19 protein-coding genes and 1 pseudogene are annotated in these 21,539 nt (G+C 72.7%); 11 read left to right on the forward strand and 9 right to left on the reverse strand.

The window, feature by feature from the left end:
- The first annotated feature begins 4 nt into the window (after positions 1-4).
- Positions 5-1,471: a Re/Si-specific NAD(P)(+) transhydrogenase subunit beta gene (gene pntB, locus ACWDUZ_RS25750; RefSeq protein WP_451634177.1), complete on the forward strand. Its 1,467-nt coding sequence runs from the start codon at positions 5-7 to the stop codon at positions 1,469-1,471.
- 95 nt (positions 1,472-1,566) lie between these two features.
- On the opposite strand, the gene ACWDUZ_RS25755 is transcribed toward pntB, so the two are convergent.
- Positions 1,567-3,285, reverse strand: coding sequence for a DEAD/DEAH box helicase (locus ACWDUZ_RS25755; protein ID WP_451634178.1), 1,719 nt, complete (start codon positions 3,283-3,285; stop codon positions 1,567-1,569).
- A gap of 87 nt (positions 3,286-3,372) precedes the next feature.
- Entirely contained in the window at positions 3,373-3,576 is a 204-nt protein-coding gene (locus tag ACWDUZ_RS25760) for a cold-shock protein (RefSeq protein WP_028423304.1), read from the reverse strand.
- Positions 3,577-4,021: 445 nt separating this feature from the next.
- Here ACWDUZ_RS25760 and rsgA point away from each other — a divergent pair, with 445 nt between their 5' ends.
- A complete protein-coding gene (rsgA, locus tag ACWDUZ_RS25765; RefSeq protein ID WP_451634179.1) occupies positions 4,022-5,134 on the forward strand; it encodes a ribosome small subunit-dependent GTPase A in 1,113 nt (370 codons plus the stop codon).
- A 144-nt stretch (positions 5,135-5,278) separates the two neighbouring features.
- On the forward strand, positions 5,279-6,676 hold the full coding sequence (locus tag ACWDUZ_RS25770; RefSeq protein ID WP_451634236.1) for a bifunctional transcriptional activator/DNA repair enzyme AdaA: 1,398 nt from the start codon (positions 5,279-5,281) through the stop codon (positions 6,674-6,676).
- On the opposite strand, the gene ACWDUZ_RS25775 is transcribed toward ACWDUZ_RS25770, so the two are convergent.
- Positions 6,648-6,830, reverse strand: coding sequence for a hypothetical protein (locus ACWDUZ_RS25775; protein WP_451634180.1), 183 nt, complete (start codon positions 6,828-6,830; stop codon positions 6,648-6,650). The genes ACWDUZ_RS25770 and ACWDUZ_RS25775 overlap by 29 nt on opposite strands.
- Between ACWDUZ_RS25775 and ACWDUZ_RS25780 the strand changes: the two genes are divergently transcribed.
- A complete protein-coding gene (locus ACWDUZ_RS25780) occupies positions 6,817-7,335 on the forward strand; it encodes a methylated-DNA--[protein]-cysteine S-methyltransferase (RefSeq protein WP_451634181.1) in 519 nt (172 codons plus the stop codon). The two genes, ACWDUZ_RS25775 and ACWDUZ_RS25780, sit on opposite strands and share 14 nt — an antisense overlap.
- 22 nt (positions 7,336-7,357) lie before the next feature.
- Here ACWDUZ_RS25780 and ACWDUZ_RS25785 read toward each other — a convergent pair whose 3' ends face one another.
- Positions 7,358-8,344 (reverse strand): helix-turn-helix domain-containing protein, encoded by a 987-nt coding sequence (locus ACWDUZ_RS25785; RefSeq protein ID WP_451634182.1) that lies wholly within the window; start codon positions 8,342-8,344, stop codon positions 7,358-7,360.
- Positions 8,345-8,884: 540 nt separating this feature from the next.
- Between ACWDUZ_RS25785 and ACWDUZ_RS25790 the strand changes: the two genes are divergently transcribed.
- From ACWDUZ_RS25790 to ACWDUZ_RS25800, 3 genes are all read left to right on the forward strand, one after another.
- Complete coding sequence (locus tag ACWDUZ_RS25790) at positions 8,885-10,732, forward strand: protein phosphatase 2C domain-containing protein (RefSeq protein ID WP_451634183.1); 1,848 nt, start codon at positions 8,885-8,887, stop codon at positions 10,730-10,732.
- 83 nt (positions 10,733-10,815) lie between these two features.
- Positions 10,816-12,558, forward strand: a complete 1,743-nt coding sequence (locus ACWDUZ_RS25795; RefSeq protein WP_451634184.1) for a pyruvate dehydrogenase — start codon at positions 10,816-10,818, stop codon at positions 12,556-12,558.
- Between the two features lie 230 nt (positions 12,559-12,788).
- Positions 12,789-13,241: an ATP-binding protein gene (locus ACWDUZ_RS25800; RefSeq protein ID WP_451634185.1), complete on the forward strand. Its 453-nt coding sequence runs from the start codon at positions 12,789-12,791 to the stop codon at positions 13,239-13,241.
- 335 nt (positions 13,242-13,576) lie between these two features.
- Here the strand turns inward: ACWDUZ_RS25800 and ACWDUZ_RS25805 are convergent, their stop codons facing one another.
- Positions 13,577-14,140, reverse strand: a complete 564-nt coding sequence (locus ACWDUZ_RS25805; RefSeq protein WP_451634186.1) for a TetR/AcrR family transcriptional regulator — start codon at positions 14,138-14,140, stop codon at positions 13,577-13,579.
- 136 nt (positions 14,141-14,276) lie between these two features.
- Here ACWDUZ_RS25805 and ACWDUZ_RS25810 point away from each other — a divergent pair, with 136 nt between their 5' ends.
- From ACWDUZ_RS25810 to ACWDUZ_RS25820, 3 genes are all read left to right on the forward strand, one after another.
- Positions 14,277-15,002 carry an SDR family oxidoreductase gene (locus tag ACWDUZ_RS25810; protein WP_451634187.1) on the forward strand — a complete coding sequence of 242 codons (726 nt, stop codon included), beginning with the start codon at positions 14,277-14,279 and terminating at the stop codon, positions 15,000-15,002.
- Positions 15,003-15,071: 69 nt separating this feature from the next.
- Positions 15,072-16,142, forward strand: a complete 1,071-nt coding sequence (locus ACWDUZ_RS25815; RefSeq protein ID WP_451634188.1) for an aldo/keto reductase — start codon at positions 15,072-15,074, stop codon at positions 16,140-16,142.
- 70 nt (positions 16,143-16,212) lie between these two features.
- A complete protein-coding gene (locus ACWDUZ_RS25820) occupies positions 16,213-16,959 on the forward strand; it encodes an SDR family oxidoreductase (RefSeq protein WP_451634189.1) in 747 nt (248 codons plus the stop codon).
- Positions 16,960-17,126: 167 nt separating this feature from the next.
- Here the strand turns inward: ACWDUZ_RS25820 and ACWDUZ_RS25825 are convergent.
- The 3 genes and pseudogenes from ACWDUZ_RS25825 to ACWDUZ_RS25835 form a co-directional block, all read right to left on the reverse strand.
- Positions 17,127-17,225 (reverse strand): annotated as a pseudogene (locus ACWDUZ_RS25825) (IS5/IS1182 family transposase); the annotation flags it as partial.
- A gap of 26 nt (positions 17,226-17,251) precedes the next feature.
- A complete protein-coding gene (locus ACWDUZ_RS25830) occupies positions 17,252-18,289 on the reverse strand; it encodes a DUF2637 domain-containing protein (RefSeq protein WP_451634190.1) in 1,038 nt (345 codons plus the stop codon).
- 338 nt (positions 18,290-18,627) lie between these two features.
- Positions 18,628-19,461 (reverse strand): (2Fe-2S)-binding protein, encoded by an 834-nt coding sequence (locus ACWDUZ_RS25835; protein WP_451634191.1) that lies wholly within the window; start codon positions 19,459-19,461, stop codon positions 18,628-18,630.
- 167 nt (positions 19,462-19,628) lie between these two features.
- Between ACWDUZ_RS25835 and ACWDUZ_RS25840 the strand changes: the two genes are divergently transcribed.
- Positions 19,629-20,480: a GntR family transcriptional regulator gene (locus ACWDUZ_RS25840; RefSeq protein ID WP_451634192.1), complete on the forward strand. Its 852-nt coding sequence runs from the start codon at positions 19,629-19,631 to the stop codon at positions 20,478-20,480.
- Between the two features lie 126 nt (positions 20,481-20,606).
- Here ACWDUZ_RS25840 and ACWDUZ_RS25845 read toward each other — a convergent pair whose 3' ends face one another.
- Complete coding sequence (locus ACWDUZ_RS25845; protein ID WP_451634193.1) at positions 20,607-21,374, reverse strand: hypothetical protein; 768 nt, start codon at positions 21,372-21,374, stop codon at positions 20,607-20,609.
- Between the last annotated feature and the right edge of the window lie 165 nt (positions 21,375-21,539).

A 21,539-nucleotide genomic window follows, 5' to 3' on the forward strand; every position in this document is an offset into this window, starting at 1 on the left:
CGAGATGACCTCCCTGACAGCCTCCCACGCTGCGGACCTGGTCGCCGCGCTGCTGTTCATCCTCAGCCTGGCCGGCCTCTCCCAGCACCGCACCTCCCGCGCCGGCGTCGTCTACGGCATCGCCGGCATGGCCCTCGCCCTGGTCGCCACGGTCGTGCTGGCGGCGCAGAGCATCACCGCCGGAGCAGTGGCCCTGATCGTGCTGGCCATGGCGCTGGGAGCGGCGATCGGCCTGTGGCGGGCCCGCCGTGTCGAGATGACGCAGATGCCCGAACTGATCGCGGTGCTGCACAGCTTCGTCGGCCTCGCCGCGGTGCTGGTCGGCTGGAACAGCTACCTGGAGGTGGAGGCGCACGGCGCGGCGCAGACCCGCATCGGCGCCGACCTGCTGGGCATCCACCACGCCGAGGTGTTCATCGGCATCTTCATCGGTGCCGTCACCTTCACCGGCTCCATCGTCGCGTTCCTCAAGCTCTCCGCCCGCATCAAGTCCCGTCCGCTGATGCTGCCGGGCAAGAACGCGCTCAACATCGGCGCGCTCGTCGTGTTCGTCGCGCTCACCGTCTGGTTCACGATCAGCCCGGACCTGTCACTGATGATCGCGGTGACCGTCCTGGCACTGGCCCTGGGCTGGCACCTGGTCGCCTCGATCGGCGGGGGCGACATGCCCGTCGTCGTCTCCATGCTGAACAGCTACTCCGGCTGGGCGGCCGCCGCGGCCGGCTTCCTCCTCGACAACAACCTGCTCATCGTCACGGGCGCCCTGGTCGGCTCCTCCGGCGCCTATCTGTCCTACATCATGTGCCATGCGATGAATCGTTCCTTCCTGTCCGTGATCGCCGGCGGCTTCGGCATCGAGGCGCCGTCCGGCGGCGAGGAGGAGCAGGGCGAGCACCGCGAGGTGCGAGCCGCGGAGGCCGCCGAGATGCTCGCCCGGGCCCGCTCCGTGATCATCACCCCCGGTTACGGCATGGCCGTCGCCCAGGCCCAGCACCCGGTGGCGGAACTGACGCGGCTGCTGCGGGAGAGGGGAGTGGAGGTCCGCTTCGGCGTCCACCCCGTCGCCGGGCGCCTGCCCGGGCACATGAACGTGCTGCTCGCGGAGGCCAAGGTGCCGTACGACATCGTCCTGGAGATGGACGAGATCAACGACGACTTCGCCGACACGTCGGTCGTCCTGGTCATCGGCGCGAACGACACCGTCAACCCCGCCGCGACCGAGGATCCGGACAGCCCGATCGCCGGCATGCCGGTGCTGCGGGTCTGGGAGGCGGAACAGGTCATCGTCTTCAAGCGCTCCATGGCCTCCGGCTACGCGGGCGTACAGAACCCGCTGTTCTTCCGCGAGAACAGCGGCATGCTCTTCGGCGACGCCAAGCAGAGCGTCGAGGAGATCCTGCACGCCCTCACCGCCGACGGACGCCACCGCACGGGCGCGGACGCACACCAGGCGTCGACAGCCGGCCGGTGACCCGGTCCTGAGGATCGGCGGCCGCCGGCGACGCGGCGGACCTCGTCCGGCGTCGTGCCGGGCGCCGCGAGCCGGTGAACCTTTCCGGACAGCAACTAGGTGGCTGAGGTGCGGCGCCCGCCTCGGCGGTCGGAGCCGCGACCGCCGGTGCCGGCGGCCTCGCCGGCCGCCGTTCGCCGGCGCGATCCGCGGCCCTGCTCGCCGGACGCGGTGCCGGCCGCCGAACCCCCCGGGACCCGGCGACCGGAACCGCGTCCGCCGGTGTCGACGGCACCATCGGACGATCCGGCCCGGCGGGCAGAGCCTCGCCCGCTGGTCGCGAGGGTGTCACCGGCTGCCGCCGCACCGGCGGCGGACCGGCGGCCCGAGCCCCGGCTCCCCGTCCTGGCGGCGGTACCGGTCGCCGTGCCGGGCCCGCCGCCGGTGCCGCGTCGCCGGCCGGACCGCTTGCCGGTCCCGCTTCCGGTCCTCCGGTCCGGTCGGGACGCCGCCGGGGTCGCCTGCTGGGGGACTTCGATGGTGACGGGCACGCCGGAGGGCTCGCGGGCGCCCGTGATGGTGGCCAGTTCCGCGTCGCTCGACCTGACGCGGGCCGTCCGGGGGCGGATGCCCGCGTCCGACAGGAGCCGGGTGACGTCCCGCTTCTGGTCGGGCAGGACCAGCGTGACCACACTGCCGGAGCCGCCGGCGCGGGCCGTGCGGCCGCCCCGGTGCAGGTAGTCCTTGTGGTCGGTGGGGGGATCGACGTTCACGACGAGGTCGAGGTCGTCGATGTGTATGCCGCGGGCCGCGACGTTCGTCGCCACCAGAGCGGTGACCTGGCCGTGCTTGAACTGATCCAGCGTGCGGTTGCGCTGCGGCTGGGACCGGCCTCCGTGCAGTGCCGCCGCGCGGACACCGACGGCCAGGAGCCGTTTGGCGAGCCGGTCGGCGGACCGCTTGGTGTCGAGGAAGAGGATGACCCGGCCGTCACGCGCGGCGATGCGCGTGGTGACCGCCTTCTTGTCGGTCTCGTCCTGCACATGCAGCACGTGGTGCTCCATGGTGGTCACCGCTCCCGCGGACGGGTCCACCGAGTGCACCACGGGGTCGGTGAGGAACCGTTGCACCAGGCGGTCGATGTTGTGGTCCAGGGTGGCCGAGAAGAGCATGCGCTGTCCGTCGGGCCGTACGCGCTCGATCACTCTGGTGATCTGCGGCAGGAAGCCCATGTCGGTCATCTGGTCGGCCTCGTCCAGCACCGTGATGCGTACGTCGCCGAGCACGCAGTCCCCGCGCTCCACGAGATCGTTGAGCCGGCCCGGAGTCGCCACGAGTACCTCGGCGCCGCGCCGGAGCGTGTGGGCCTGCTTGGTGATGGACAGCCCGCCGACCACGGTGGCCATGCGAAGGCCGACCGCCGTCGCGTAGGGGGCCAGCGCATCGGTCACCTGCTGGGCCAGTTCACGGGTGGGTACGAGCACCAGGGCGAGGGGCGCCTTGGACTCGGCGCGCAGCCCCGCCGTGCGGCCCAGGAGTGCGAGCCCGAACGCGAGGGTCTTGCCGGAGCCGGTACGTCCCCGACCCAGCAGATCACGGCCGGCGAGCGAGTTGGGCAGCGTCGCGGCCTGGATGGGGAAGGGGGTGACGACGCCCTGCGCGGCGAGGGTCTTCAGCAGCGCCGCGGGCATGTCCAGAGCCGCGAAGTCCTCCACGGCGGGAAGCGCGGGCGTGGTGCTCCGCGGCAGCCGGAACTCCCTCGGTGACGCTGCGGACGACGGGGGCGGCGGGGGCGACGAGGCACGTCGCCTCGACTTCTGGGGCATGCGGGACATGCGGTGGTCTGCCTTCCTGGAAACAGCACAAACCGTGGTCCGCACCATGACGGTGCGGACCACGGTGAGCGGATGCGCGTCCGGCGATCAGGCGGGGACGATGTTCTCCGCCTGCGGGCCCTTCTGGCCCTGCGTGACGTCGAAGGAGACGCGCTGACCCTCCTGGAGCTCACGGAAGCCCTGGGTCTGGATGTTCGAGTAGTGAGCGAAGACGTCGGGGCCGCCGCCGTCCTGCTGGATGAAGCCGAAACCCTTTTCGGCGTTGAACCACTTCACGGTTCCCTGTGCCATGACATTTCTCCTTCTGTAGGCAGAGGCCCCATCCGGAAAATGCCGGAAAAACAAATAATGCGCCTGAAGGAACATTCCAATCAGGCGCACATAGGTTCATGGGTACCGCAACTGCAACCCCGAAACCGTAGCACAGACCGGCGCCCGCCGTGGATCACCGAGGCGCGCCGGCGGTTCCCGGGCCGTTCGGCGATCGGCGGCCGTTAATTCGGTGGCGCTCGCGTGCGTGCCGCTCTAAGGTCAGGACCGCTTCGCAGGCGGCCGTCGGCCGCCGCTGCCGGCTGTGCGACGAACGGGAGGTGTGACCGATGGCTGTCTTTGCGATGGGCGTTGCCCGCGACCAGAAGAGCATCCATTCCACCTCCGCGGTCTCCGGCTGACCATTCGTCATCCTTCTTCGCGCCTGTGAGCGCTGTGCCGGGGCCGCCCTTGTGAAGGGTTCCCCTTGAATCTCTCCTCTTCTTCGCCCTGTTCGGCTTCGTCGCACCCGCTGGCCCCGTACGGCTGGGACGCCGGCTGGGAAGCCGAGTTCGCTCCGTACGCACAGCGGGGTCTGGTGCCGGGCCGGGTCGTCCGGGTCGACCGGGGGCAGTGCGATCTCGTCACGCCGGCCGGCACGGTGCGCGCGGACACGGAGTTCGTCGTCCCCCGTGACCCGATGAAAGTCGTGTGCACGGGCGACTGGGCCGCCGTGGACCCCGACGGCGGCGATCCGCGGTATGTGCGCACGCTGCTGCCGCGCCGCACCGCCTTCGTGCGGTCCACCTCCTCCAAGCGGTCCGAGGGGCAGATCCTCGCCGCCAACGTCGACCACGCCATCGTCGCGGTCTCCCTGGCCACCGAGATCGACCTCGGCCGCGTCGAACGGTTCCTGGCGCTGGCCTGGGAGTCGGGCGCCCAGCCGATGGTCGTGCTGACCAAGGCCGACCTCGTACCGGACGCGGTGGGGCTGTCGTACCTCGTCCAGGACGTGGAGACGACGGCCCCCGGGGTGACGGTGCTGCCGGTCAGCGCCCTGACCGGGGACGGCCTCGACACGCTCGTCGCCGCCGTCTCGCAGGGCACCTCCGTGCTGCTCGGGCAGTCCGGCGCCGGCAAGTCGACCCTCGCCAACGCCTTGCTCGGCGAGGAGGTGATGGACGTCCGGGCCACCCGGGACATGGACGGCAAGGGCCGCCACACGACCACCACCCGCAACCTGCTCGCGCTGCCCGGCGGCGGTGTGCTGATCGACACGCCCGGGCTGCGCGGGGTCGGGCTGTGGGACGCCGGGAGCGGGGTCGGCCAGGTGTTCTCGGAGATCGAGGAACTGGCCGAGCGGTGCCGGTTCCACGACTGCGCCCACGGCAGCGAACCCGGCTGCGCGGTGCTCGCCGCCATCGACTCCGGTGAGCTGCCCGAGCGGCGGCTGGAGAGCTACCGCAAGCTGGTGCGCGAGAACCAGTGGATCGTCGCCAAGACCGACGCGCGGGTCCGCGCGGAGATCAAACGGGACTGGAAGCGCAAGGGCGCGCAGGGCCGGGCGGCGATGGAGGCGAAGCGGGGCCGATGGCACTGACGGGACCGTGATTTTCCGTCCCGCCCCTCGGTGAGCCTTGTCCGGCCCCGGGGGCGCCCGGGCCTCTGGGCGCCCCCGGCAGCAGCGTCATGTCCGATTCCCGCCAGCGTGCACCCTCGCCGCGGTCGGACACTGGACAGCGTGATGAACGAGGACACCAGGTACGAGGCGGTGCGCAGCCGGGACGGACGGTTCGACGGCGAGTTCTTCTTCGCCGTCGAGACGACCCGGATCTACTGCCGTCCCAGCTGTCCGGCCGTGACCCCGAAGCGGCACAACGTGCGGTACTTCACCACGGCCGCGGCCGCCCAGGCCGCGGGCTTCCGGGCCTGCCGCCGATGCCGTCCCGACGCGGTGCCCGGCTCCGCCGAGTGGAACGTCCGGGCCGACGCCGTCGGCCGCGCCATGCGGCTGATCGCGGACGGCGTCATCGACCGGGAGGGCGTCGCCGGACTCGCCGCGCGGCTCGGCTACAGCGCGCGGCAGGTGCAGCGGCAGCTGACCGCCGAGGTCGGCGCCGGTCCCGTGGCCCTCGCCCGGGCGCAGCGGGCACACACCGCGCGCGTCCTGCTCCAGACCACCGGCCTGCCGGTCACCGAGATCGCGTTCGCGGCCGGGTTCGCCAGCGTGCGGCAGTTCAACGACACCATCCGCACCGTGTACGCGGCGACCCCGAGCGAGGTGCGGGCCGCCGCGCCCCGGACCCGGCACCGCCGGGCCGCCGCGCCCACCGCCGGGATCCCGCTGCGGCTCGCCCACCGGGGCCCCTACCAGGCCGGTCCGGTCTTCGACCTGCTCCAGCGGGAGGCCGTGCCCGGTGTCGAGGAGATGCGGGGCACGCCCGGCGACCGGACCTTCCGGCGCACCCTGCGCCTGCCCTACGGCACCGGGATCGTCGCCGTCGACGAACGGCCCGGCGGTCCGCGGGCGGGCTCCGTGGCGCACCCCGGCGGCTGGCTGGAGGCCCGGCTGCACCTGACCGACCCGCGCGACCTGACGACGGCCGTGCAGCGGCTGCGACGGCTGTTCGACCTGGACGCCGACCCCTACGCCGTGGACGAGCGGCTCGGCGCGGACCCGCGGCTGGCCCCGCTGGTCGCGGCCCGCCCGGGACTCCGCTCACCGGGCGCCGCCGACCCGGACGAGGCGGCGGTACGGGCGCTGCTGCACCCGAGGGCCGCGGAGGAACTGGTACGGCGCCGTGGGAAGGCGCTCGACGCACCGTGCGGCACCCTCACCCACCTGTTCCCCGAGCCGGCCGCCCTCGCCGGTGCCGGGCCGCAGGGCACGCTGGGCGCCCTCGCCACGGCCCTCGCCGACGGCACCCTACGGCTGGATCCGGGTGCCGACCGGGAGGGGGCGCACCGCGCGCTGCGCGCCCTGCCCGGGCTGGACACCACCGCGCTCGTCGCCATCCGCACCCGCGCGCTGGGCGACCCCGACGTGGCCCCGCCCGGCGTGCCCGCCTCCGACCGCTGGGCCCCCTGGCGCTCGTACGCCGCGCAACACCTGCTCACCGCAAGGGAGTCGAGGACAGCATGAACACCGCAGCGACCGGGACGGCTCCCGAGCCGACGACCACGACCGCGGCAACGACCACGCGTACGACCGCGGCAACGACCAGGCGAACGACCGCGACCACGCGTACGACCGCGACGACGACCAGGAGAACGACCGGGACAATGACCACGACCACGCCGGCCGACCTGCCCACGACGACGTACTGGACACGGCTCGACAGCCCCCTCGGACCGCTGCTCCTCACCGCGGACGCAACCGGCGCGCTCACCTCCCTGTCCGTGCCGGACCAGAAGGGCGGCCGCACGGTGCGGGACGACTGGGTGCACGACCCCGGGCGGTTCCGCGCCGCCGAGGAGCAGTTGCGGGCCTACTTCGCCGGGGAACTGGAGGAGTTCTCCCTGCCGCTGCGCGCCCGTGGCACCGCGTTCCAGGAGCGGGTGTGGGCCGCCCTCGACAGCGTCCCCTACGGGGCGACCACGACGTACGGAGCGATCGCCGCCCGGATCGGCGCCTCCCGGGCCGCCGTACGGGCCGTCGGGGGTGCCATCGGGGCCAACCCGCTGCTGCTGCTGCGCCCCTGCCACCGGGTGATCGGCGCGGACGGTTCGCTGACCGGGTACGCGGGCGGCCTGGAGCGGAAGGTGCGGCTGCTCGCTCTGGAGGGCGCGCTCGCCCCTTGAATCAGGGGCGTCCCGGGGGGACTCAGTGGCGCTCCCGGGACACCCAGCCGCGCTCGTAGGCCTGCCAGCCCAGTTGCAGCCGCGTGGTGACCCCGGTCAGTTCCATCAGCCGCTTCACCCGGCGCTGTACGGTCCTCAGACCCAGGTCGAGCTGTTTGGCGACGCTCGCGTCGGTCAGGCCGGCCAGGAGGAGGGACAGCACCTCCAGGTCGGTGGCGTCGGGGCCGTCCAGGCGCTCCTCGGTGATCCCGTGGGCGCCGAGCCGCAGCGGCAGCGCGTCCCGCCACACCGACTCGAACAGTTCGGACAGCAGCTCCAGCAGCCCGCTGGCGTGCACGACGAGCGCCGCGGGATCGGCGGTGCGCGCGGTGAGCGGCACCATCGCGAGCGTCCTGTCGGCGACCACCAGCTTCGTCGGCACCCGGTCGACGACCCGGACCTGTTCGTCACGGCCGAGCGCGGCGGTCAGCTGTGTGATGCCGTCGGGCAGGTCCAGCACCGCGCGCTCGACCACCACCCGGTAGCTCACGCCGCGTCCGGCCGCCTGCTCCTCGGCCTCGTTCTCCGTTCCGGACACGACCACCGGGTTGCCGGTGACCAGGGCGCACACCTCCTCCGCGGCGCCGAGCTGGAGTTGGAGGAAGCGCTGCGCGACCGCGGAGGCGCCGGTGACCACCTCGACCAGATCGTGCACGGCGGGCTCGGCGGCCGCCGCCCGGTACTCCTCGGCGAGCAGCGCGGCGGCCAGTTCCGCCTTCTCCAGTTCGTGCCGCTGCTGGGTGAGCAGCGCGCCGAGTGCCACCGCGGGCGGCGCGGCGACCCAGCGGCCGGGCCGGGCGGAGGACTGGGCCGCGAGTCCGTGCCGTTCCAGGCGGCGCAGGGCCCGTTCGGTCTCGTGCTCGGCCAGCAGCAGCCGCCGCGCCAGATCGGGCACGTCGGACGCGCCCACGGACACCAGGGCCCGGTACGCCGACTCGTGCCTCTCGTCCAGACCTATCGCTGCCAGCATCAGTTGCCGACCCTCCCTTTCCAGACCTCCGGCACACCCGACAGCGGCGCGTGTCGGCTGTGGCGGAAAACAGCCACGGCGCAAACCCGCCGCCGAACATCATCGCCGTACTCCCGGTGATCCTGGCAAGGTGACGGGACCGAAGCGTCCGGCGGCGTCCCGGTGTTCGGCCGGCAGGGCCTGGCCTGCTCGGACACGAGCGGCGCCCGGCGGGCCGACGCGGGGCGGCCGCGGCCGGGAGGGGTGGGCCGCGGCCGGACCGGGCGGATGCCGCCTCGATACCGACCCCGCGGGCCGCGCTCGCGGGGCGCGTCGAACGGCGGCGTTTCGGCCGTCCGGACCGTGACCCGCCTTCCGGGTCACCTGGTGTCGCCGGGCGGTTCTCCCGTGGGGGGTGGGACCGTCCGGCGGCTTTTCTCCGGACGTGCTCTTCGGGTGCGTGTTCGAGGTGTCACCCGGCGGGCCGTTCACGGCCCGCCACCGGCCGGATTTTCCGCTTGCCCCGTTTTCAACGGGCCTGTGCGGTGGACAATTGGCGGCATGAGTCAGCAGGGGGGAAGGCCCACCGGTCGCGAGGACGACTGGTGGGCACAGCTGTACGACGACTCCACGGCCGACACCGGTCCCACGGCCGCGCCGGATTCCCTGGACGACCGCTTCGCCTCGGCGTCCGGAACCCTGGGGCGGACGCCGGGAACCGCACGGAGCGGCCGACCGCCCTCGGAGGACCGGAGGGACACCCGAGCGGACCCGGAGGCGGACGCCGAAGGCGGCGGCCGGGCCGGCGACGGGCCCCGCGAACGAACCGCCGCCGGGACCGGCGAGTGGACCGACGACCGGCTGCCGCCCGAGGGGCCCGAGGCTCCGGCGGTGCCCGAGGACGGCCCCCGCGAGCCGGTACGGCCGGCGACCGTACCCGCACCGCGCACCGCCCCACCAGCCGCTCTGCCGACCGACGCACCGCCCGACGCGCCGGCCTCCACCGCGGCGCCGGATCGGCCGGACGCGCCACCGCCCCCGCAGCGCCCGGTCACGGACGCCCCCGGCATGCCTGGTCCCGCCCCGGACTGGTGGGAGCGGACCCCGGGGGACCGGTCGTGGCCCCCCTCGGCGGACCCGGCACCCGAGCCCCTCGACACCGGCGCCGAGAGGGACACCGGCGCCGAGACGGAAGCCGGCGCCGCCCCGGGCAACGGCACCGCTCCCGCTCCCGAATCCGATCGCGACACAGACCTCGACACAGATGTCGACCCGGACCTCGACACAGATCTCGACCTGGGCTTCGACCCCGGCCCCGACCCGGACTTGGCGGACTTCGCCCTCTCGGACCCCCTCCCGTCCGAGTCCCCGACCGCCCCCGGCCCGGACGCTCCCGCGCCACTCACCGTCGCCCACGTGGGGTCCCGGCCGCCCACCTACGACGCCGAACCCACCGCGCTTCCGGCGGCGGACCCGGACGAGCTCGACGACCTGGTGCCGGACACCGTGCTGGACGGGGCCCGTTACGGGACCTGCACGCTGCGGGCCGTGTCCATCCGGGGGGACTCTCCCCGCTACCGGGGCGAGCCGCGCCGGGACGCGCTGCTCACCGCGCGCTTCGGCCAGGGGGAGCGGGCGCTGGTCCTCGTCGCGATGGCGACCGGCGCCCGTGCCGCACCGGCCGCGCACCGCGCGGCGGCCGACGTGTGCCGGTGGATCGCGCGGGCCGTGGGCCGCAGCCACGCCCGGCTGGCCGAGGACATCCGGGCCGCCCGGCGCGGCGAACTCAAGTCGGGCCTGCACCGCCTCACCGACCGCAGCCTCGGCAGACTCCGGGCCGCCGCCGCCGAACAGGGCATCGAACCCGAGGAGTACGCGGCCACCCTGCGCTGTCTGCTGCTGCCCGCCGACCCCGCGTGCCGTGCGCGCGTCTTCTTCGGCGTCGGCGCGGGCGGGCTGTTCCGGCTGCGCGACGGCGAGTGGCAGGACCTCGAGCCGGACGTTCCCGGGCCGCCCGGCCCGCCCGGGTCGCCGTGGCCTTCGGGACCGCTGTCGGGGCCCGCCGAGACCCCGGAGGGCGACCGGCTCACCATGGACCTCGGTGTCACGCCCGTCGCCGGCCCGCACGCCCCCGCCCTGGAGCCGCCCCGCGAACCCTTCCGCTTCCGCGCCTCCATGGCCCACCCGGGTGACACGCTGCTGATGTGTACGGCGGGCCTGGCCGACCCCCTGCGCGGCGAGGCCGAGTTGCGCGCGCGTCTCGCCCGGCGGTGGGCCGTGCCCTCCGTGCCCGTCGCCACCACGTCCGTTCCCCCCGTGCCCGGCCTCGCCGCGTTCCTGGCGGACACACAGGTGCGGGTCAAGGGATACGCCGACGATCGCACGGCCGCGGCCGTTTGGGAGGCGTGAGCGCGGAGTCTGTGAATTCATGGACCCAGAGGACCCGCAGGAGACCGCACGATCCGCGGCAGACCGAAGGGCATCCGAGAACCATGGCCAAGCAGAACGTCGCAGAGCAGTTCGTCGACATCCTCGTCCGCGCCGGGGTCGAGCGGCTGTACGGCGTCGTCGGGGACAGCCTCAACCCGGTTGTCGACGCGGTCCGCCGCAACGCCGCCATCGACTGGGTCACCGTACGGCACGAGGAGACCGCGGCCTTCGCGGCCGGCGCCGAAGCCCAGATCACCGGGCGGCTCGCGGCCTGTGCCGGCTCCTGCGGCCCTGGCAACCTGCACCTCATCAACGGCCTGTACGACGCCCACCGCTCCATGGCCCCGGTCCTCGCCCTCGCCTCGCACATCCCCTCCAGCGAGATCGGTCTGGGGTACTTCCAGGAGACCCATCCCGACCGGCTGTTCCAGGAGTGCAGCCACTACAGCGAGCTGATCTCCAGCGCGCGGCAGATGCCGCGGCTGCTGGACACCGCCATCCAGCACGCCGTCGGCCGCAGCGGGGTCAGCGTGGTGGCGCTGCCCGGTGACATCGCCGCCGAGCCCGCCCCCGAGAAGGCCGCCGAGACCGCCATCGTCACCTCCCGGCCGACCGTCCGGCCCTCCGACGCCGAGATCGATCGGCTCGCCCGGATGGTCGACCAGGCCGGCAAGGTCACCCTGTTCTGCGGCAGTGGCACCGCGGGAGCGCACGCCGAGGTGATGGAGTTCGCCGGGAAGGTCAAGTCACCGGTGGGGCACGCCCTGCGCGGCAAGGAGTTCATCCAGTACGACAACCCCTTCGACGTCGGGATGAGTGGCCTGCTCGGCTACGGCGCCGCCTACGAGGCCACTCACGAGTGCGACCTGCTGATCCTGCTCGGCACCGACTTCCCGTACAACGCGTTCCTGCCGGACGACGTGAGGATCGCCCAGGTCGATGTGCGGCCGGAGGTCCTCGGCCGACGGTCCAAGCTCGACCTGGCCGTGTGGGGGGATGTGCGGGAGACCCTGCGCTGCCTGATCCCGCGCGTACGGGAGAAGACGAACCGGCGCTTTCTGGACCGGATGCTCAAGAAGCACGCCGACGCGCTGGAGGGGGTCGTCAAGGCGTACACGAGGAAGGTCGACAAGCACGTCCCGATCCACCCCGAGTACGTGGCCGCCGTGCTGGACGAAGTAGCCGACGACGACGCGGTGTTCACCATCGACACCGGAATGTGCAACGTCTGGGGCGCCCGCTACATCTCGCCCAACGGACGCCGCCGGATCATCGGCTCCTTCTCGCACGGCTCGATGGCCAACGCGCTGCCGATGGCGATCGGCGCGCAGTTCACCGACCGCCGCCGGCAGGTGATCTCGATGTCCGGCGACGGCGGGTTCTCCATGCTGATGGGCGACTTCCTGACCCTGGTCCAGCACGGCCTGCCGGTGAAGGTCGTCCTGTTCGACAACTCCTCGCTCGGCATGGTGGAACTGGAGATGCTCGTCGCGGGCCTGCCCTCGTACGGGACGACGATCAAGAACCCCGACTTCGCCGCCGTGGCGCGCGCCTGCGGCGCCCATGGAGTCCGGGTCGAGAAACCCAAGGAGCTCGCCGGAGCGTTGAAGGACGCCTTCCGGCACAAGGGGCCGGCCCTCGTCGACGTCGTCACCGACCCCAACGCGCTGTCCATCCCGCCGAAGATCAGCGCGGAGATGGTGTCCGGGTTCGCCCTGTCGGCCTCGAAGATCGTGCTGGCGGGCGGGGTGGGCCGGATGGTGCAGATGGCCCGCTCCAATCTGCGCAACGTACCGCGGCCGTAGGACCCGGCGTCCTGGGGCGGCCGTTTCCGAGACGGCCGGTCCGCGGGCGGGCGCCGCCCTCCGGGCCGGATTCGCGCGACCGTGGCCGAACATATGGTCGTTGACGATTCGACATGACTGCCGCGTGTCCTACGGGGCATGGATTCCCGTGAACGTGTTCGAGCTGGAGGGGAACCGACATCGGCACGCGGGCGGGGGAGATGAAGAGTCAGACACGAGGGGGCGGTCCCGTGACGGTCGGGGCCTCCTCGGGAGAGACGGTGGGGGAAGAGGCCGCCGGCGCCGCCGAGCGCATACCGGCGTCGCAGTTGAGGCGGCGCCTGGGCCGGGCCGACCTGCGGGCCGTGTCGGAGGCGCGCCGGGCGCTGCGCGAGCTGCTGCGCCACTGGGGGCGGCCGGACACCTCCGAGGTGGCGGAGCTGCTCACCAGCGAACTGGTCACCAACGCGCTCGTCCACACCGACGACGACGCGATCCTGACGGCGACGGTCTCCTCGCGCGGACTGCGGGTGGAGGTACGGGACTTCGTGGCCCGCACACCGCGGCCGCGGGTACCGGTCGCGGGCGAGGACACCCACGGCAGGGGTCTGGTCCTGGTGCAGTCCCTCGCCGACGCCTGGGGCGTCCTGCCGCACAAGGAGGGCAAGTCGGTGTGGTTCGAACTCGGGGCCCAGGCGGCGTGACACCAGCCGGCGCCGGGGCTCCTCGCGTCGGCGCCCTCCTCCGCCCCGCACCCCAGGAGGCGGGGGCCGCGGCCGGCCCCCGATCACCCGGGTCGATCGGCCCCGCCGCTCAACCACGCCCCGATCCGCCGACAGGCCCCAAGGGCTGCCCGTGATCCCCGGCGGGCGCGCGACGCCGGCTACGGCACCTCGCCGCGTCGTCGGAACGTCCGCATACGCCCAGTATGCGGATGTCCCTCCACCGTGCGATGCTCCCCCACTGCCTGAACGGCGTGGGAGGTGCCCCGAGCATCCGACGCCGCGCGCTGATCCACCGCGGATCGCGGCACAGCCCTTCAGCGAGGCCTGAGTCCGTCGACCACGACGTCCAGCATGCGGTTCAGCTGAGGGCGCTGCTCGGGTGCACCGGCCACGGAGAGCAGACCGGCGAGGATGCCGCCTACCTCGACCGGCTCGATGTCGCTGCGCAGTTCTCCTGCTGTGGCGCCGGCCTCCAGCACCATCGCCAGGACCTGCTGGACCTCGTCGCAGACCGGTCCGGTGCCGAAGCGGCCGGAAGCGCTCATGGCGACCAGGGCCTCGCAGATGCCGCGTCGTTCACCGGCCCAGTCGGCGAATCGGAGCATCCACGCGTGGAGGGCCTGCGCGGGCGGCTTGGTGGCCAGCAGGGTGCGGGCATCTTCGCGCAAGGGCCGGATCTGGTCCCGGTAGACCTCTTCGACCAGATCCTCTCGGGTGGGGAAGTGCCGGTACAGGGTGGCGTTCCCCACTCCCGCGCGTTTGGCGATCGCGTCCAGCGAGATCGCGCGTCCGGACGCGAAGGCTTCGGCGGCCGTGGCGATCAGCTGCTCGCGGTTGCGCTGCGCGTCGGCGCGCAGGGTGCTGCGTGGAGGTGTCATGACCTTCGCGATCGTGAGTGTCGGATGGGGCTCGGGAACGATTCGGGGATGTCCCCGGTTCAGTGTACGGTGAGACAACCGGGGAGTTCCCCGATTACGGGGGTCTCTCCCATCGCTCAGCGACGAAAGGTTTGCCATGCCTACAGCTCTCATCACCGGAGGAACGACCGGGATCGGCAGAGCGGCGGCCGAGCTGCTGCACGCCCGCGGCTACCAGGTCGCGGTCACCGGACAGAACCCCGATTCCCTCGCACGAGCAAGGTCCGAGCTCCCCGACGACGTGCTCGTCGTCCGATCCGACGGGCGCGTGCTCTCCGAGACCGACGCCCTGATGTCAGCGGTGTCGGCGCGGTTCGGATCGCTGGACCTGCTCTTCCTCAACGCCGGGATCTTCCGTCCGGCACCGGTTGCCGAGGTGACGGAGGAATCGTTCGACGAGCACGCCGACCTCAACTTCAAGGGCCAGTACTTCACCCTCCAAAAGGCCCTTCCCCTCATGAACGACGGCGGCTCGATCGTGCTGACCGTCGGCATCGGATCCCGTCGCGGCACCCCTGGCGCCACGGTGGGGGCGGCGACACGCGGCGCGCTGCTGGCCATGCTGCCCTCGCTCGCGCTCGAACTGGCCCCGCGCAGGATTCGCGTCAACGCCGTGAGCCCCGGGGCCACCGACACCCCGCTGCTCGACAAGCTGGGGGTGTCCGGGAGCGGCCGGGACGCCATGCGATCGAAGATCCCCTTCGAGCGCTTCGGATCCAGCCAGGAGGTCGCGGAAGCAGTCGCCTTCCTCGCCTCGGACGCCGCCAGCTACATCACCGGCCAGGACATCACCGTGGCCGGCGGCTACGGGCTCGGCGCCTGAAACCCGGGCGAGCCGACCACCGATCCGCACCTCTCGAACGCCACGAACCACACCTCACAGGAGAACACGATGGCACTCACTCTCGACACTTACCGGCTGCTGGGCCGTTCCGGGCTACGGGTCTCACCGCTGGCGCTGGGAACGGCGACCTTCGGCACCGAGTGGGGCTGGGGCGCCGAGCGCGACGAGGCGCGCAAGCTCTTCGACCGCTACACCGAGCTCGGCGGCAACTTCTTCGACACCGCCAGCACCTACACCAACGGCAGCTCCGAGCGACTGCTCGGCGAATTCGCCCGCACCAACCGCGACAAGATGGTGCTGGCGACGAAGTACTCGACGCTGCGCCGGCCCGGTGACCCGAATTCCGGGGGTACCCACCGCAAGAGCATGCGGGCGTCGGTGGAAGCCAGTCTGCGGCGGCTGAACACCGACTACATCGATCTGCTCTACGTGAACGTATGGGACTTCAGGACGCCGGTGGAGGAGATCCTGCGCGGCCTGGACGACCTGGTGAGGCAGGGCAAGGTGCTGTACGTGGCGATCTCCAGCGCCCCGGCCTGGCAGGTGTCGCGCATGCAGGCGATCGCCGACCTGCGCGGCTGGTCGCCACTGGTCGCGCTGGAGACCGAGTACAGCCTGATCGAGCGCACCGCGGAGCGTGACCTGATCCCGATGGCACGCGAGATGGGACTCGGCGTGGTCCCCTTCTCCCCGTTGGGCGGCGGGGTGCTCACCGGCAAGTACAGCCGGGAGGACCAGAAGCCGGCGGGCTCCGTCGTCGGCGAAACCGCCGGCAACCGCAAGAGCCTCAACGTCGCCCTGGGATGGGTCACCGACCGCAACCTTGCCATTGCCGATGCGGTGAAGGAGGTGGCCTCCGAGCTGGGCCGCACACCCGCCCAGGTCGCGCTGGCCTGGACCCTGAACGCCCCGGGCGTGACGGCACCCATCATCGGCGCCCGCACCATCGGGCAGCTGGAGGACAACCTGGGTGCCCTGCAGGTCGACCTCACTCCTTCCCAGCTGGCCCGCCTCGACGAGATCAGCGCCATCGACCTCGGCAATCCGCACGGCCTGCTCGCCAGCGATCACATCCGCACAGTCACCACAGGCGACATGAAGATCGAGACCCTCGGCTGATTCGCCTCGTGAACAGCGACATCCAGATATATCGACATGTTTTTGATGACGGAACGGAGCAACCTCGGTCATGGGTAAGTACAGCGACAAGAATGTGGCGATCACGGGTGGCAGCAGCGGCATGGGGCTCGCGCTGGCGGAGCTGCTGGTGCACGGCGGAGCCCGCGTGGTGATCACCGGCCGTTCTCAGGCCAAGCTCGATGCGGCACGCGAGCGGCTCGGCGAGAATATCGTGGCCGTCCGGGCGGATGTGGCCACGATGTCCGACCTGGATATGCTCGCCGGCCGGGTGAAGAGCGAGCTCGGCTCGATCGAGGCTTTGTTCGTCAACGCCGGCATCTCACCCCTCACGCCCCTCGAGTCGACGACCGAGGACGCGTACGACGAGCTGTTCGCGATCAACGTCAAGGGCGCCTTCTTCACTGTGCAGAAGCTCGCCCCGCTGCTGAGCGCCAACGCCGGCATCGTCCTCACCACCTCGATCGCGAACGTCATCGGCATGGTGGACACCAGTGTCTACGCGGCCGGCAAGGCGGCGCTGCGCTCGATGGCCCGCACCTTCTCCCGCGAGCTGCTTCCGCGGGGAATCCGTGTCAATGCGATCAGCCCGGGCCCCATCGACTCGGGGATTCTCGAAACGATGAACCTGTCCGGAGAAGCCGCCGACCAGTTCAGGGCGGAGCGGACCGCGAGCAACCCCATGAAGCGCTACGGCACCGTCGAAGAGTTCGCCGAGGCGGCCGCATTCCTCGCCTTCGACGCCACGTACACCACCGGCATCGAGCTGGCCGTGGACGGCGGCGAAACCCAGCTCTGAGCTCGTCCGCCGTCCCGCAACGGGCGTGAGGCCCGCTACCGCGGCGGCTTCAAAGGTGCTCGCACCAGGACATTGCCGCAGCCCACGAAGACACGCCGACTGAACCTTCCCCCATGAGATGGACACCTGTTTGTGTCGTTGGGCGGCGAGGGTGCTGGTGACCAGTGGTCGTAGCCGCGGTCGGCGTAGAGGTGTCCCGGCCGTCGGCGGGGCCGTCCGCGTCGGCCCCGCACCGGCGGGACGGCCTCGATCAAGGGCATGAGCTCAGGAAGCGCCGCTCTGTCAAGAGTTCTCAGCCGAACTGCTGCTCCAGGTCCTTGAGCTTGCGCTCCAGCGAGTCCAGACGCGGCAGGGCCATCGTGTCGTCCTCCGCGGTGAGGTCCACGGGGATGGGGTCAGAGGCCTTGCGGACCGGCTGGAGGGAGGGCCGGGCGCGCACCGGCAGCGGCTCCGCCGCCGCTATGGCAGGCTCCGCGCCGACCTGGGAGGGACCCGGCTCCAGGGCCTGCGTCTCGTTCTGCCGCCCGCCCCGGCCGACGAAGCCGCGGTGGCCTCGGCTGATCGCCTTGAGCTGGGCGCGCTCGACGCGCTCCTGCTCGCGCCGCAGCCGGCGCCTCTCCTCCTTCAGGCGCCTGTCCTCGCGCACCTCCTCGACCGCCTCGTCCAGGCTGCGCACGCCCTCCAGGAGCATCAGCGACCAGGCGCGGTAGGTCTCCCGGGGCGCCCGGAGCCAGCGGACGATCCGGATCTGCGGCAGCGGACGCGGCACCAGGCCCTGTTCGCGCAGGGCGGCCCGGCGGGTCTGCTTCAGCGCGCGGTCGAAGAGGACGGCCGCGGACAGGGACATACCGGCGAAGAACTGCGGGGCGCCCGCGTGGGCGACACCCCTGGGCGCGTGCACCCAGTTGAACCAGGCCGCGGCGGCGGCGAACATCCACACCAGTATCCGGGAGCCGAGGGCCGCGTCACCGTGGCTGGCCTCGCGCACCGCGAGCACGGAGCAGAACATGGCCGCGCCGTCCAGGCCGAACGGCACCAGGTACTGCCAGCCGTCGGTCAGTCCGAGGTTCTGCTCGCCGAAGCCGACCAGCCCGTGGAAGGAGAGCGCGGCGGCGACCGCCGCACAGCAGAACAGCAGAATGTAGGAGGCCGTGCCGTAGATGGCCTCCTTGCGCCTGCGGCGCTCCTCGCTGCGCTCCCACGAGTCGTCGGCACTGGCGTTCCCGTCGGACCGCTTGCCGCGCGCGAGCACCGCCACCGCCGCCAGCACGCCCAGGAGCAGCACGGCGCCCGGAAGCAGCCAGTTCAGCGATATCTCGGTCAATCTCATCTGGGGTCCCTTGCATGGGGATAGGGCGTAACGCCCGCCATAGTGGCCCAATCCCGTCGGCCCTCAGGGGGTTTCGGGGCAAGAGGCCGCCTGGAAGGTGCAAGGGGATGCCCGAGGACGGCGTTCTGCTCGAACTGCCGCGTGAGGGGCGGGAGTTGAGTTCGAATAAGACTACCCGTACGGGTGGTTCCGCGGAAAGTGCGCGCGACAGGTGAGGAAGTTGTGAATGCCCAAAGCCCATGCGGGTGTCCGACGGTGGATGATCTTACGGGATCGGGGCGGACGTGCCGGGGTGGGGCGGGTGGCCCGGCCGATCCGCTGACAGTGACTCAGAAGCCTTACGCGGCCGACGCGGTGGCCCGTTCGGCGACCCGTTCCGTGTCGCGGGTGCGCGGGCAGGTGGCGCAGGTGTCCTCGGGACGCACGGTGTAGAACATGCAGCAGCCGACCCGGTCCCGGGTGGGCACCGCCTCGCCGTCCGGGCCGGTGAGTTCACGGAACGCCGCGGAGCCGGCGTACGGCCGGGTCGCACCCGGAAGCAGCAGTTCCAGCTCGCGCATCGCCCGCCCCTCCTCCCCGAGCAGACGGGCGACGTACCACAGGCCCTCGACGATCTCGTCGGTCGCCGTGCCCCACAGGGCCCGCCCGCGCCGCCGCATGCGCGGTCCGAAGGCCGCGAGGACGGGCTCCAGGTGCTCGGCGACGGCCGCCCGCACCTCGACCCGCAGCGCCTCCTCGTCGGGCACCACGAGGGCGCCGGGACGCGCCGCCGCCGGGTCGTCCGGCAGGCAGGCGAAGGCGGTGGGGCGTACGGCCATCCGGCCGGCGGTGCGGTCGTAGGAGACGTGGGTCACGGGGAGGCGGGGCACGCGGCGGTGCAGGAACCACGGCACGGTGACCAGCAGGCAGGCGGGCCAGGCGTACCGGTGCAGTCCGAAGCTCGCCACCACGTCCGGGCGGGCCCGCACTCCGTAGTCGCGCAGCACCTGGGCGTCGTCCCAGGCCAGGAAGGCGTCCAGGGCGGGGCCGCCCCGGGCGAGGGCGGCCGCCGTGACCCAGCCGCCGCCCCGGGGGGCCCGCTCGCCGGGGCCCAGCACCGTCACCGCCAGGCCCGGGTGCACCGCGGTGAGGCGGGCGTAGGCGTCCGATGTGGCCGACGGGGAGACAGGCATGCCGGACCACCGATCCGCACTCGACTGAAGGGGCGACTGAAGGCAAGGCTTACCTTACTTCACTTGCCCGGAATGTGACCCCGCCATCAGTTGCGCCTAAGGTGCTTGACGGGCGAGTAACAACCCGCCGTAATGACCCCAAGCACCTACAAGCCCGGAGGAGGACCGTGAAGCAGGGCGCGCAGGACTCCGCCGGGACCACCGGGGCCGGCACACCGTGGTTCCCGCCGGCCGCCGGCCCGATGCGGGTCCCCCGGCAGCCGCAGGCGGCGGACGTGCGGCGGGAGCGGGAGACCCCGGCCGCGGACGTACCTCGGGACCGGGAGACCCCGGCGGTCGAGGGCGCCCGGGGGGAGCACACGCACGGCGAGCGGCCCGTCCCGCCGCCCCGCCCCGCCGTCCGGCGCTCCTCGGTACGCGGGCAGATCCTCGACGCCCTGCGCGCCGCACTGGTCGTGGGGGAACTGCGGCCCGGCGAGGTCTACTCGGCGCCCGCGCTCGGCGAGCGGTTCGGGGTCTCCGCGACCCCGGTGCGCGAGGCGATGCAGCAGCTGGCGCTGGAGGGCGCCGTCGAGGTCGTGCCCAACCGCGGCTTCCGGATCGTCGAACGCGACGCCCGTGAACTCGCCGAACTGGCCGAGGTGCGGGCCCTCGTCGAGGTGCCGGTGCTGCTGCGGCTGGCCCGCACCGTGTCCGTCGAGCGCTGGGCCGAGCTGCGGCCGCTCGCCGAGGCCACCGTGCGCGCCGCGTCGTCGGGGTGCCGGGCCACCTACGGCGAGACCGACCGCGCCTTCCACCGCGCGATGCTCTCCCTGGCCGGCAACGAACAGCTCGTGCGGATCGCCGGGGATCTGCACCGCCGCGCCCAGTGGCCCCCGGCCGGCGGCTCGGGCCGCCCCACGCGGGCGGGGCTGGTGGCGGACGCCGCCCAGCACACGGCCCTGCTCGACGCGCTGATCGCGCGGGAGACCGACGCGGTGCACCTGCTCGTGCGCGAACACTTCGCTGCCGCCGGCTGAGGACGGCGGCGCCGGGGCGGGCGACCCGTACCCCTCCGCCACCCCGCCCACGGCCACCGCCACGGCGGGCGAGCCGGCGGGCGGGCTCGCCCGAGCGGAGGGGATCCGGGCCCGATCCGGGCCCGCTCAGGCCGTCGCCGCCCCCGCCGCCGGTGGTGTCAACTGGCGGGCCAGCCAGGTCGGTACGCCCCCCAGCAGCCGGAACAGACGCCGGGCCTCCTCGCGCAGGCGGGACGCCTCCGGTTCCGACTCCGTGTCGGCGAGGGACACCAGAGCCGGGGCGGTGCCGACGAGGTAGCCGAGCTCCTCGCGGATGCGCAGGGACTCGGCGAAACCGTGCCGCGCCTCGGCCAACTCCCCCTCCCGCAGGGCCAGCCCGGCCAGGTGGCGCCACGTGGAGGAGAGCAGCAGCGGGTCGGCGTGGGCGGTGGCGGCCGCGTGGGCGCGGCGGTAGGCGGCGCGTGCGGCCTGCGGGGAGCGCGTCAGGTTCTCGGCGATCAGTCCGCGCCGGAAGTCCAGCAGCGCCCGCCCGGGAGCCCCCGGAGGGATCAGCGCCGCCGCCCGGCCGAGCGCGGAGCGCGCCTCGTCGGCGCGGTCCCGTACGCCGTGCAGCGTGGCCGAGTAGGCCAAGTACCCGCGTTCACAAGCGGCCGCGCCCCGCTCCTCGTCGGAGTGCGCGAGCGCCTCCGCGGTGCGCAGCGCGTCCTCGGCCTCCTGCCAGCCGGACTCCGTGTACAGGCAGCGTTCCACCAGCAGCACGGTGCGCTGGAGCGCGGCGGCGGCCGTGTCCGACGGCACCAGCGCCGCCGCGTCGGCCCAGCACGCGCGTGAGCGCAGCCGCCATACCGCGGTCTGGACTGGATCGTCACCTGGGGTCGTTCCGTTACCAGACATGGCGGTATGCGCCACGTTGCCCTCCCCGAGCACGCCTTCGAGCCTTGAGTGGTGGCGGCATCTCAGCACGAATTCCGCGGCCCGGCCAAGAGGGTGGGTGAAGGATTTCACAAAGTCCTGGTGCGTCGTCGGCGGCGGCGCCGGCCGCCGCCGACCGCTCTGACC

The sequence above is a fragment of the Streptomyces sp. NPDC003393 genome, from assembly GCF_053589015.1.